The 12646-nt window shown below is 67.4% G+C and carries 10 protein-coding genes and 2 pseudogenes; 9 read left to right on the top strand and 3 right to left on the bottom strand.

Going from position 1 to position 12646, the window contains the following annotated elements; translation table 11 throughout:
• Window positions 1-128: 128 nt before the first annotated feature.
• Window positions 129-374: pseudogene (locus ACTVZP_RS16410) on the top strand (integrase core domain-containing protein); the annotation flags it as partial.
• Here the strand turns inward: ACTVZP_RS16410 and ACTVZP_RS16405 are convergent.
• A complete protein-coding gene (locus ACTVZP_RS16405; protein WP_443213335.1) occupies window positions 267-878 on the bottom strand; it encodes a hypothetical protein in 612 nt (203 codons plus the stop codon). The pseudogene ACTVZP_RS16410 and the gene ACTVZP_RS16405 sit on opposite strands and share 108 nt — an antisense overlap.
• On the opposite strand from ACTVZP_RS16405, the gene ACTVZP_RS16400 reads away from it, so the two are divergent.
• A complete protein-coding gene (locus tag ACTVZP_RS16400) occupies window positions 772-1149 on the top strand; it encodes a hypothetical protein (RefSeq protein ID WP_443213238.1) in 378 nt (125 codons plus the stop codon). The genes ACTVZP_RS16405 and ACTVZP_RS16400 overlap by 107 nt on opposite strands.
• Before the next feature lie 151 nt (window positions 1150-1300).
• Here the strand turns inward: ACTVZP_RS16400 and uxuA are convergent, their stop codons facing one another.
• A complete protein-coding gene (gene uxuA / locus ACTVZP_RS16395; protein WP_443213237.1) occupies window positions 1301-2536 on the bottom strand; it encodes a mannonate dehydratase in 1236 nt (411 codons plus the stop codon).
• A gap of 135 nt (window positions 2537-2671) precedes the next feature.
• On the opposite strand from uxuA, the gene ACTVZP_RS16390 reads away from it, so the two are divergent.
• From ACTVZP_RS16390 to ACTVZP_RS16370, 5 genes are all read left to right on the top strand, one after another.
• On the top strand, window positions 2672-3355 hold the full coding sequence (locus ACTVZP_RS16390; protein WP_443213236.1) for a GntR family transcriptional regulator: 684 nt from the start codon (window positions 2672-2674) through the stop codon (window positions 3353-3355).
• A gap of 79 nt (window positions 3356-3434) precedes the next feature.
• Window positions 3435-4418 (top strand): TRAP transporter substrate-binding protein, encoded by a 984-nt coding sequence (locus tag ACTVZP_RS16385; protein WP_443213235.1) that lies wholly within the window; start codon window positions 3435-3437, stop codon window positions 4416-4418.
• A 78-nt stretch (window positions 4419-4496) separates the two neighbouring features.
• Window positions 4497-5000: a TRAP transporter small permease gene (locus tag ACTVZP_RS16380; RefSeq protein WP_443213234.1), complete on the top strand. Its 504-nt coding sequence runs from the start codon at window positions 4497-4499 to the stop codon at window positions 4998-5000.
• Between the two features lies 1 nt (window position 5001).
• Complete coding sequence (locus ACTVZP_RS16375; protein WP_443213233.1) at window positions 5002-6279, top strand: TRAP transporter large permease; 1278 nt, start codon at window positions 5002-5004, stop codon at window positions 6277-6279.
• A 16-nt stretch (window positions 6280-6295) separates the two neighbouring features.
• Window positions 6296-7363 (top strand): L-idonate 5-dehydrogenase, encoded by a 1068-nt coding sequence (locus ACTVZP_RS16370; RefSeq protein ID WP_443213333.1) that lies wholly within the window; start codon window positions 6296-6298, stop codon window positions 7361-7363.
• Between the two features lie 90 nt (window positions 7364-7453).
• Here the strand turns inward: ACTVZP_RS16370 and ACTVZP_RS16365 are convergent, their stop codons facing one another.
• The gene (locus ACTVZP_RS16365) at window positions 7454-8071 is read right to left on the bottom strand and encodes a hypothetical protein (protein ID WP_443213232.1); all 618 of its coding nucleotides are present in this window, start codon (window positions 8069-8071) and stop codon (window positions 7454-7456) included.
• 632 nt (window positions 8072-8703) lie between these two features.
• Between ACTVZP_RS16365 and ACTVZP_RS16360 the strand changes: the two genes are divergently transcribed.
• Window positions 8704-12231, top strand: a complete 3528-nt coding sequence (locus ACTVZP_RS16360; protein ID WP_443213231.1) for a sensor domain-containing protein — start codon at window positions 8704-8706, stop codon at window positions 12229-12231.
• Window positions 12225-12440 (top strand): annotated as a pseudogene (locus tag ACTVZP_RS16355) (IS481 family transposase); the annotation flags it as partial. The gene ACTVZP_RS16360 and the pseudogene ACTVZP_RS16355, both read left to right, overlap by 7 nt.
• Between the last annotated feature and the right edge of the window lie 206 nt (window positions 12441-12646).

Here is a 12646-nt window from a genome sequence, read left to right as displayed (position 1 = left end):
GGTCTCCCTGTGTGGCTCGCAAGACCACCATAGAGACCTGAGCCCCGGCTATGGCCGCCCGCCGCGCGACGTGGGGGGTTGCGCGCGCGGCGATAGCCTTCTTCAGCGCTTCCTTTCCAACATGTTACGGCCCCGAGTTCATCGCGGCCGCGGTGCGGACCTGAATCGCCGCGATCGGCGCCCGCACCGCTGTCATCGATCCCTGCAGCCCTTGGGACTGCTGAGGGCCGGAAAACGGTCCGGGGGACCGTTTTCCCGAGGCAGGGCTACTGCGAGGCTTCAACTCGAAGCTTCGCGACGAACTGTTGAACGGAGAGATCTTCTACAGTCTGACCGAGGCCCGGATCGCAATCGAATCCAGGCGCCAGCATCACAAAGCTGTTGCATAACACCCATCTCTCTACGTCGTTGAGGGAATGGGTTCTTCTGGTCAGGATGCGGTCCTGCGGGGAGTTTTGCCTTCTGCCTGGCTTGCTCCGCTCGCTGCGCCCTTGGTGTGGCAGGTTCGGTCCGCCGGAAGAGCCACGGGCCGCCGACAGGGGGTGGTTGCCCTCGACCACGCCGGCCTCGGCCGCGATCCTCACTGTCCTCGGCGATACGCCGAGCAGGCGTGCGGCGTCGGTCAGGTTGAGCCACGGTTCGATGCCATCAGGGGCCGGGCGGAACACCGGGATCCTGTGATGTGGGCGCAAGGCGGTGACGCGCTCTCGCATCCAGCGATTGCCATGGCCGGTCAGCAGGCCGTTCCGATTGAGGATGCCGGCAATCAGGTTGTCGGAGGCGATCAGCGCGAGGTGGCGCACCGCGGCGATGGTCTCGGGAGCGGTGCTGGTACGTGGTGCCGTCCTGAACGGATTCACCGCGCTCGGCACACCCATCACTGAAAGCCAAGGGATAAGTCCGTCCGGGGAAAGGGGGACTCTGGCCCTCAGGCGATTTGTGCAACAGAGCCGTAAAGAAGTAGAAGCGATAGGCCCCGAGGCGCACGTCCAGATCATGTGGCGCTGCGGCGAGCGCCGCCTCGACCGCCCGCGCCGTACCGTCGGGATCGCTGCGTGCGCCGGGCGCATTCGCCAGAAGGTCGAACGCCTGCTGTGCCCTTTGGTCCAGTGTCATCCGGCACTCCTGCTGCGGCAGATCGCAGCCTGATCCGCCGGGCCGCGTGCGGGCAACCTCGTCGAGGGAAGCGCGGCCCGTGGCCCGGCTTTCGCCGGAAGCCGGTGCCGCCGTACCGGTGCTGTCGGCCTCGACGGTGACGGAACGGGCGTCCCTTGCGGTGAGCGCAAGGTCCGGAGAAGCGCTAAGGGCGATCTGCAGCCTGCACGCCTGCCACGAGCGGATGCGCGAGCGCGGTCATGATGCCGCGCAACTCCGCGAGACCCTTCAGGCGGCCGATGGCGGGATAGCCGGGCTGCGCCTTCCGACCCAGATCGTCGAGGATGTCCTGGCCGTGGTCCGGGCGCATGGGGATCGACGTGTCGGTGCGACCTGCCACCTTGCGCCTGCGCTCTTCCGCCAGGATCTCCGCGATCATCGCCACCATGTCTGTCTGCCCCGCCAGATGTTCGTCCTCGAAGAACGACCCACGCGGGGCGGACGGATCGTCGAGCGTCACGTTGCGCAGGTGCAGGAAGTGGACGCGACCGCCCAGCCTGCGCATCATGCCGGGCAGGTCGTTGTCGGCGCGGGCGCCGAGGCTTCCGGTGCAGAGCGTGATACCGTTCGCGGTGAGGTCAACCGCGTCCATCACCGCCCGGTAGTCCGCCTCGGAGGACATGATCCTCGGCAGGCCGAGCAGCGAGAACGGCGGGTCATCGGGATGACAGCAGAGGCGGAGGCCGAGCTCCTGCGCCAGCGGCGTCACTTCGGAGAGGAAGTCCACGAGATGCTGGCGCAGACGGTCGGCCGAGACGCCATCGTATTCCGCCAGATGCCGGCGCACGTCATCGAGCGTGAAGCTCTCGGCCGCACCCGGCAGGCCGAAGACGACATTCGCCGCCAGCCGCTCGCGGGCAGGCTCGTCCATGGCCGAGAAGCGCCGCGCGGCTTCCTCGACCACGACGGGCGGAAAGTCCTCTGCCGCACCCGGCCGGCGGAGGATATGGATGTCGAAGGCCGCGAAATCGACGAAGTCGAACCGCATGCAGGTTGCGCCGGTCGGCCTGCGCCAGGCGAGATCCGTCCGGGTCCAGTCGAGGACCGGCATGAAGTTGTAGCAGACGACCTCGATGCCCGCGTCGCGCAGGTGGCGCAGGCTCGTCTTCCAGTTCGCGAGATGGCTGCGCCAGTCGCCCTTCTGCTTCTTGATGTCCTCGGAGACGGGCAGGCTTTCGACGACCTCCCAAGCGAGGCCGGAGGGCGTGCCGTCCAGCATGGTGCCGATCTGGCGCTGGCGCAGCGCGATCTCCTCGGGCGTCCAGACCGCGCCGGTCGCGACGTGATGAAGGGCCGATACGACGCCCTTTACTCCCGCTTGGCGCATGTCGTCGATCGAGACGAGGTCCTTCGGGCCGAACCACCGCCATGTCTCACGCATCACATCACTCCCCTGCGTCGAAGCCTCATCCGCGCGGCGGCGGCCGCCGGATACGTTGCATCCGTAGTAACAGCAAGATCGTTGGTTGACTAGTATGGAAGTATGGTGCTAGGTGATGGATCAGGGAGGCACGGGATGGACGAGATCAACGCGGCCGAAACGGTGAATGTCGCGGGTCCGGTGGGTCCGCAGCTCTTCCGGATCCTGCGCGAACGGATCATCCGCAACCGGCTGAAGCCGGGTGAGCGCCTGTCGGAGGCGGAGATCGCACTCCAGTTCGGCGTGAGCCGGCAGCCGGTGCGCGAAACCTTCATCAAGCTCGCCGAGGAGGACCTTCTGGAAGTCCGCCCGCAACGCGGGACCTTCGTGCGCAAGATCTCGGTGGCGGCGGTCATGGACGGCAGGTTCGTCCGCGAGGCCATCGAGGCCGACGTCGTCAAGCTGCTTGCGGAGGCTGCGGATCCGTCGCTGGTGCGCGATCTCGACCGGCAGATTGCACGGCAGAGCGATCTGGCTGACAGCGATCCCGTGGGGTTCCGCCCACTCGACGACCTCTTCCACCGCACGCTCGCCGAAGGCGCGGGCAAGGTGCATGCCTGGAGCGTGATCGAGGGCATGAAGACCCAGATGGACCGCGTTCGGCAACTGTCGACCGAGCAGTTCCCGGCCGGAAAGCTGGTGGCCCAGCACTCTCGCATCGTCCGCGCCATCGAGGCGGGCGATCCCGTCGGCGCCGAGGCCGCGATGCGCCATCACCTGCGCGAGATCCTGAGCGACCTTCCGCTCGTCAGATCGAGCCTGCCCGACCTTTTCGAATGACCTGAACGCGCTGCGACGGCCTGAACCCAAAGGCGTTGCAGGCGTTCAAAGCCTTCAACCGACGACCAAGGGAGGAACCATGTCCGTCATCACCCGATCGACCCGCGTCATCGCCGTGGCGCTCGCCGCGCAGCTTGCCGGCGCCGCCGTCTCCGCGCAGGAGATCACTCTCAAGCTCGGCCATCTCGCCAACGAGCAGAACGTCTGGCACCAGGCCTCGCTCAGGTTCGCGGAAGAGCTCGCGGCGCTGACCGATGGCCGGATTGCGGTCGAGGTCTACCCGAACGAGACGCTCGGCAAGGAGGTCGACCTGATCAACGGTATGCAGCTCGGCACGGCGGACATGACGATCACCGGCGAGTCGCTGCAGAACTGGGCGCCGATGGCGGCGCTGCTCGCGCTTCCCTATGCCTATACCTCGCTCGAGCAGATGGACGAGGTCGCAAGCGGCGAGATCGGCCAGCAGGTCGAGGCCCAGATCATCGAGAAGGCGGGCGTGCGGCCGATCGCCTATTTCGCCCGTGGCCCGCGCGAGCTGACATCCAATCGCCCGATCACGAGCCCGGACGACCTGCAGGGCCTCAAGATGCGGGTGCCGAACGTGCCGCTCTTCCTCGACGTCTGGCAGGCGCTCGGCGCGCAGCCGACCCCGATGGCGTTCTCGGAAGTCTTTACCTCGCTGCAGAACGGCACGATCGAGGCGCAGGAAAACCCGCTCGCCCTGATCCAGTCGGCGAACTTCAACGAGGTGCAGAGCCACATCAACATGACCGATCACGTCCGGTCGTGGATCTATCTGACGATTTCGGAGATCACCTGGGGCAAGCTCTCTGCCGAGGATCAGGAAGCCGTCATGGAAGCCGCGAAGCGCGCCCAGGCCTATGAACGCGAGCTGTTCCTGCAGGCCGAGACGGAAATCCGGGCCGATCTCGAGTCGAAGGGCGTGACCTTCGTCGAGGTCGACCAGGCGGCCTTCGCCAACAAGGCGCGCGACGCTGTTCTCTCCGGCGTCAGCGAAGAGATCCGTCCGACGGTCGAGCAGATCCTCGCGATGCAGAACTGACCGGCGACCGGAGCGGGCTCGGGTCCGCTCCGGTTCAGGCTTCCGCCGATCCACCACCCTCCTTTCGAGGATCCCTCCATGCTGACTGCCGTCATCCGCGGCGCCGAGGGTGCGATGCGCGTCCTGACCGGCCTCGCCTTCGTCGTGATCATCCTGGCCGTCGTCCTGCAGCTGCTGGGGCGGTCGGGCTGGATCCCCGCGGTCGTCTGGACCGAAGAGATCTCGCGCTTCGCACTTCTCTACCTCACAGCCTTCGGAGCGGGCCTTTCGCTTCGCAGCGGCGACATGGTGAACGTCGATCTGGTCTCCGAGGCGCTGCCGGGCAGGCTGCCCTGGGTCCTCAGGCTCTTCGCCGCGCTCGCCACGGCCGTGGGCTGCGCGCTGCTCATCTGGCCGGCCTGGTTCTTCACCTCGATCGGCAGCCGGCAGAGCGCCCCGGCCTCCGGACTACGGATGGACTTCGTCCACGCCTCGGTCCTCGTGCTGGTGAGTGTGCTGGTCCTTTTTGCTGCCCTGCGCGTGGTAGCCATGATCCGCGGCACCGAAAACGGCCTGCCGCACAAGCCCGCAGAGGACGTCTGACATGGATCTCGCCATTCTCCTCGGCACGTTCATCGGCGGTCTGGTCCTGGGCATTCCGGTGGCCATCACGCTGGCGCTTGCCTCCATAGCCTACGTGCTCTTTGCGGGCATGCCCCTGGTGGTGATCCCGCAGAAGATGTTCGCGGGCATCGACAGCTTCGTGCTCCTCTGCATCCCGGGCTTCATCCTTGCGGGCAATCTGATGAACATGGGCGGGATCACGCACCGCATCGTGCGGCTGGCGCAGGCGCTGGTCGGATGGGCACGCGGCGGCCTGGGCCTGACCAACGTCGCGGCCTCGATGCTCTTCGGCGGGATCTCGGGCACGGCAGTGGCCGATGCCGCCTCGGTCGGCGGAATGATGATCCCCGGGATGAAGAAGGCGGGCTACCCGGCCGATTTCTCGGCCGCGATCACGGCGGCCTCCTCGACCGTGGGTCCGATCATCCCGCCTTCGGTGCCGATGATCATCGTGGGGTCGCTCTCGGGCATCTCGGTCGGCAAGATGTTCCTTGCGGGAGCGGTGCCGGGGCTGATGATGGGCTTTGCCATGATGTTCACCGCCTGGCTCATCGCGCGACGGCGGAACTTTCCGCGCCAGCCGTGGCAGGGTGTCGGCGAGCTTGGCCGCGCCTTCCTCGGCGCCTTCTGGGCCGTGGCCATGACGGGCCTGATCATTGGCGGGCTGCTCACGGGCTTCGCGACGCCGACCGAGACCGCCGTCGTCGCCTCGATCTATGCCTTCGTCGTCGGCGCCTTCGTCTACCGGGACCTGCCGCTGCGGGCGGTGCCGAAGATCGTCGTGGACAGCGCCGTCTCGGCGGCGGCGATCCTCGCGCTCGTGGGGTTCGCCAATGTCTTCGGCTGGATCCTCGTCTCCGAGCGCATCCCCCAGACCATCGCCGACGGCGTTCTCTCGATCACCGACAACCGCATCCTCGTGATCCTGCTGATCAACCTGCTGCTCCTGTTCGTCGGAATGTTCATGGAGACGATCGCGGCGCTGATCATCCTGTTCGTGCCGCTCCTTACGCTGGCGCAGGGGGTGGGGGTCGACCCGCTGCATTTCGCCACCTTCGCGGTACTGAACCTGATGATCGGCCTCACGACGCCGCCCGTCGGCATCTGCCTCTTCATCTGCGCCAACATCGCGCGCCTGCCGCTCGGCCCGGTGATCCGGGCGATCGCGCCCTTCCTTCTGACGAACATCCTCGTGCTGCTGCTGGTGTCCTACATCCCGCTGCTGGCCACGGGACTTCCGTCGCTGCTCGACAAGTGAGGATCCGATGACCGACATGACCCGCGTCTGCCGCCTGCATGCGCAGAACGACCTGAGGATCGAGACCGAGCCCTTTACCGGCCCGGGTCCCGGGGAAGTGCTCGTGGCGGTCAGCGCCGGCGGCATCTGCGGCTCGGACATGCACTACCTGCAGGACGGAGGCATCGGCACGATCCGGGTGCGAGAGCCGATCATCCTCGGGCACGAGGCGGCTGGCACGGTGGTCGCCGTCGGCCCGGATGCCGGCGACCTCGCGCCGGGAGACCGGGTGGCACTCAATCCCAGCCAGCCCTGCGGTGCCTGCCGCTTCTGCGCCGAGGAACAGGAGCGGCACTGCCTGAACATGCGCTTCAAGGGATCGGCGATGCGCCTGCCGCACGAGCAGGGCATGTTCCGCGACAGGCTGGTGATCCGAGCGGCCCAGTGCATCAAGGTCGGTGCAGAGGTCTCGCTCTCTGCCGCTGCCTGTGCCGAACCGCTGTCGGTCTGCCTCCACGCCCTCAACCGTGCCGAGGCGGTCGCCGGTCCGCTGGCGGGCAAGCGGGTGCTGGTGACGGGGGCGGGACCCATCGGGGCACTCTGCACCGCACTTGCGGCACGGCGTGGCGCGGCCGAAATCGTCGTGACGGACCTTCAGGACCGCACCTTGGGGATCGCCCGCGAGATGGGCGCGACACGGACGGTGAACGTGGCCACGAATGCTGACGACATGGCCTGCTACGAAGCCGAAAAGGGCCAGATCGACGTGGTCTTCGAATGCTCGGCCGCGGCCCCGGCGCTTCGCATGGCGCTGGCCTGCCTGCGGCCTCTTGGGACGCTGGCTCAGGTCGGCGTGGCAGGCGAGATCCCGTTGCCCCTGAACGTGCTGGTCGGCAAGGAGATCCACTTCGTCGGCTGCCAGCGCTTCGATGCCGAATTCCCCGAGGCGGTCGCGCTGATCGCATCCGGAACGATCCCGGTCGAACGCATGGTGACAGGCGTCTACCCGGTCGAGCAGGCGGCCGAAGCCTTCGCAGCGGCAGCGGACCGGAGCCGTTCGGTCAAGGTTCAACTCGCCTTCGACGGGTCGGAGGTCTCCGCATAACGCCGGCCGAAGGGAGATCCTCCGGCTGCACGTTCCCCGACAGGGCGCGATTGGCTGCACGCCACCCGATTCTCATTCATCCGATCGTAGTCAGGTCCCGAGCGTGCCGGCCCTGCCCGGGTCTCGCGGCCGGAGGGTCCGATCCAGCGCGCGCTCCTGCAGGCACCGCACGAAGCCGTCCTCGTCCTGCTGCTTCAGGAAGTTGCGATGCTGGCGAAGCAGCGCGGCGGCATGTGCCGTGGGAAGACGGACGGGAATGAGGATCACGGCCTCGGGCAAGGCCTGACGGACCGAGTCCAGCCGCAGGATCGCGTTGTTGTTCTTCGACAGGTAGTGGCGTTTTCGTCCCTCGTCTGCGGCGAGCATGGCGCCGATGCAGGCCTGATATCGCAAGAGCGTCTCCGCGTCCGGCCGGTGCGGCGCAAGATGGTCCGCCGCGACGTAGCACTGGCCGTCGAAGATGCGCCAGAAGACTTCCTCGAGACCCTCCGGGCTGTCGGCATCCACGAGGGGCCGATCGACATGCACCCACTCGCGCGGGCCTTGTGACCGCCGGTTCCCGCCGCCGAGCCGCCGCCACAGGTTGGGGGCGAGCGCGATTGGCATGTCGCGGTAGGTGAGCGAGCGGAAGGTGCCCCGCGGCCAAAGCGGGGAAGGCTGCGGCCCTGTCCTCGCGCGGCGGATCGACGTCGTTGAAGTGGAGGGCATCCTGCATCCAGTCGCCCTGCATCCAGTCGCTCTGCATGCTGCGGGCGTTGCTGGACGGATCTTCGATATCTGCACGATGGATCTGCAGGATGTCGATGTCGGGATTGGCGGCAATGATATCCTCGACCGGAAACTCGCGGAGGATGCGCCCGTTCTCGGTCGCGACCTCGGCGAAAACCGTCCAGTCGCTGAATGTCCAGACCGTCCGCCGCCCGCTCGTGGCCGTCACAGCGTGGTGGAAGATGCCAGGCGTGGCCCAGGCACGGTTGCCGCAGGCGTCGAAGCAGCCATTTCGCCCACCGTAGCGCACGGGTCGCGGCAGGCACGGAGCGGCTTCCCGCAGTCGGTGGCGGGAGGCAGCGGGGACCGTGTTGCCTGCGCGGCGGCTGACGCTGCGCATGATCGTCCTCCACAGTCGGTCCTTCACGCGGTGAACGGGCACTCCCTCTGGGCGTTCCGGCAAATTGAGGACATACATCGGCTTGGGAGCGGAGAACGCGGGACCGGCCTGCCTTTCCTGCAAATCGCTCTATTGAGGCACGCTTCGACAAGTTCCGCGCCACGCCTTTTCCTTGCGTGGAGCGCCTTGTCCCGGCTATCGCCGTGCCGGGCCCTTGCATTCGGAGACATGCATGGGAAGGTCCGGCGCTGACGCCGGAGTGGGGCCCCGCGCGGATGGCGGCAGGATCATGGACGGCACGCTTCGACGGTTCGGCTCATACATCGACGTCCTGAGCGGCCCGGCCTGGCTGATGGCGGAGGGCGGACGCATGCTTGCTGCCAATCTCGCGTTTCGCGAATGCACCGGCATCACCGACCCAGGGGCACGAGCGTGGGCTCCAGCGCAGATCGTCGCTCCGGAGGATGTGGCGGCCGTCGGAGCGGCCTGTGACAGTCTTCTCTCGCGTGCGGCGGATGGCCTGGCCCTGACGATTTCCTTTCTCCGGCCGGACGGACGCACCCAAACCCTCGGCTGTCACCTGACGGCCGTGACGGGCGAGGAGGGGGTCGTGGCCGTCTTCGCGCAGGGAAGCCCCGTTCTGCCCCGGGCGGGGCGGGCGGCGGGCCTGCCCTCGGACCCTGGCCAGGCAGACGGCAGGCGGGCCTCCGGCTTTCGCACCGCACAGGACGCGCGGGGATCCCGGAGCGAGGCGCATCAAGCGCTTGCCGATGCGCTCGAGGAAGTCGAGATCCTGCGCATTACGAATGCAACGGGCAAGGTGGTGGCTTGGCAGCGGGTTCCGGACACCGGAGAGTCCTGGTTTGGCGACAACATTGGAGAGCTTCTCGGGCTGCCGGCGGATACGGTCATGACCTCGCCCGAGTTCCGCACCATGATCCACCCCGACGATCTGCCCGCCGTGGTCGAGGCTCATCTCGCCATCGAGCAGGGCAGGACCGAGATCTACCGCATCGATTTCCGCGTCCGCCGCGCGGATGGCAGCTGGTGTGCGGTGGCCTCGCGGGGCCGGAGGGTGGACCGTTCCTCCAGCGGGCTGCCCTACATGATCTGCGGCAGCTTCGTCGACATCACCGAGCGGAACGAGACCGAGGAACGGCTTGCGCGGGCGCTGGCCGAGGCCGAAGCGGCGCTCGAGGCGGCGCAGATGCGCGAGGAATTGCTGAAGATCACCTCGCTGCGCGGCGGTATCGGCCATTTCACCGTCGTGCCGGGAAGCGACGAGGGCTGGGCCACGGATGCGACCTACCGCCTGCTGGGATACGAGCCGCGCGCCTTCCCCTCGACGGACGCCGGGTGGCGCAGCCTGATCCATCCCGACGATCTGCCGGGGGCGGTTGCGGCCATGGAGGCCCTGCAGCAACGGCTCGCGCCGACCTATGAGCACGATCACCGCCTGCGTCACGGCGACGGCAGCTATCACTGGTACCGTGCCGCAGCGAGCTGGATCGAGCGGTCCGACACTGTGCACCGGCCCCTCCTTGCCGGCGCGTTGATCGGCATCGACCAGATGAAGCGGGACGAGGCGAAGCTTGCGGAAGCCGCCGACGTCGCGCGTCTTGCACGGGAACGGCTGAACACGCTGGCGGACAACGCCCCTGGGGCGCTCTTCGAGCACCGCGAGACGGCGAGCGGAGAGGTGGACCTGCCGTATTTCAGCGCCCGGCTGCCGGACCTGCTCGGCGTGCCCCGCGAGGTGCTCGAGGCCGACGGCGGAGCCGGCACGCGCAACATCCATCCCGCGGACCTCGTGGATCTCGCCGAGCGCATGCGGCACTCGCGAGAAACGATGACTGCGCTCGACATGCATTACAGGCTGACCCACCCCGAGAAGGGCCTGCGCTGGATGATGCTGTCCTCGGTGCCCCTCGCGCAGCCGGACGGGGCGGTGATCTGGTGCGGCAATGTCTTCGACATGACCGATCAGCTCGAGACGGAACGGCGTGCCGGCGAGGCTGCCGCCGCCCTGCGCCAGGCGCACGAACGCCTGTCGTCGGTAGCCGAGATCGCGCCCGTCGGTCTCTACGAGATCCGCCGCTATGGCCCGGGAAACATCCGCATCACCTACACGAGCGCCCATTTCGAGCAGCTGCTCGGCTACAGCCGCGAGGAGATCCAGGCGTTGCAGGCGGGCATCCTGCAGCGCCTCCATCGCGAGGATGCGGCGCGCTACGCAAGATCCATCGACGACAGCTCCCGGAGCCTTTCGCCCCGATACAACCGCGTCCGCATCCTGCATCCCGCGCGGGGCCTGCTCTGGGTGACCGATACCGCCATTCCCCGTCTCGGCTCGGACGGCGCGGTGGTATGGACCGGTGCGCTCCTCGACGTGACGGCGGATGTCGAGCGCGAGGCGGAACTCAGGCGCGCGCACCGGCTGGCCGAGGAGGTGCGGGCCGAGAATGAGCGCCAGGCCCTGCACGATGGATTGACCGGCCTCCCGAACCGCCGCTTCTTCGACCAGATGCTGGCCCGGCGGATCGAGTCCGCGCGGGATGGCGGGCCGGCAGACTGTGCCCTGGTCCGCATCGATCTGGATCACTTCAAGAACGTCAACGACACGCTCGGGCACGAGGCGGGCGACCAGGTGCTGATCCGCGTGGCCGACGTGCTGCGCGGCAGCCTCCGGATGAGCGACTTCGCCTCGCGCATCGGCGGCGACGAATTCTCGGTCCTTCTCGCGCCCGGAACGAAGCGCGCTGCCGTCGAGGAGATCATCGGCCGGATCCAGTCGAAGCTGGCGCAGCCGGTTCTCTACGATGGCCGGCAGTGCCGCTTCGGCGCCTCGTTCGGTGTGGCGGAGACGGACGACATCACCTCGGTCGCGGCCGAGCTGCAGCTGTTCGCGGATGCGGCGCTCTATCGCGCGAAGGACGGGGGGCGGAACCGGATGGAGTTCTTCACGCCCGAACTGCACCGTGGTCTGCTGAACGACCGGTCCGTGGCCGCCGAGTTGCACGAGGCGCTGGAGGGAGACCAGTTCGTGCCGTTCTTCCAGCCGCAGGTGTCGAGCTTCGACAGCAGTCTGGTCGGCATCGAGGTTCTGCTGCGCTGGCGGCACCCGACGCGCGGCGTGCTGGCACCCGATGCCTTCATCCGCGTGGCCGAGCAGCTACGCATCATGCCCGAGATCGACCGCCTGATGATGGAGAAGTCGCGCGCGGCCTTGGCGGGATGGCGGCACGCGGGCCTGTGCATTCCCAAGATAAGTTTCAACGTCTCGTCCGGTCGGATCCGGGATGCGGATGTGGTGGCCCTCGCGCAGGAGATGGCCGAAGGAGATACACGGGTCACGTTCGAGCTGCTCGAGTCGATCCTGGTCGAGGAGGAGAGCGAGACCTTCCGGCACCATCTCGAGATCATCCGTTCGGCAGGCATCGAGATCGAGATCGACGACTTCGGCTCGGGCCATGCCTCGATCATCGGTCTGATGGAGATCGCGCCTTCGGCCCTGAAGATCGACCGGCGGATCGTCGCGCCGGTCGCTCATGACGAGCGCGCCCGCAATCTTGTCCGCGCCATCGTGGAAATCGCCGAGAACCTCGGGATCGCGACCATCGCCGAAGGCATCGAGACGGAGGAGCAGGCTGCGGTGATCCGCCGGATCGGTTGCAACACGATGCAGGGCTTTCTCTTCGCGCATCCCCTCTGCGAGGAGGATCTGCTGCGCTACGCGCATCCGGCGCACCGCTGCGCCTGATCGGTCGGGCCACCGTCCGGCGCTTCCACCATGACAGCCATGACCGGTTGCGGGCACACCTCGCAGACTTCCTCGCAGGATAGACCTTCGCCCGACGGCTCAAGACCCTCAACGGGCTCACGCCCTATGGATACCTCTGCAAGATCTGGACATCAGAGCCGGAGCGATTCATCCTCGACCCGATCCACCAAATGCCGGGACTGAACACCAGGCAGCCGGAAGCTATGCGATTCGTCACGGGCGTTCTCCTGCCCGCGGCACGTTGGTGACAATGACCGGCGCGCAGCGACACCTTGAGCCGGCAGCCGCATTGTCAGGCGGCGGGGGTGGCGATCTGGGGGAAGCACCCACGGCGGGTCGGCGACAGACACGGCAGTCGGATAGGGGAGAGGCCGGTCATCCGGGGCGAGGCCAT

Source organism: Rhodobacter sp. NSM, assembly GCF_052244495.1.
Classification (GTDB): Bacteria; Pseudomonadota; Alphaproteobacteria; order Rhodobacterales; family Rhodobacteraceae; genus Cereibacter_A.
The sequence above is the reverse complement of the archived record's forward strand: the minus strand, read 5'-3'. Positions and strand labels throughout refer to the sequence as shown.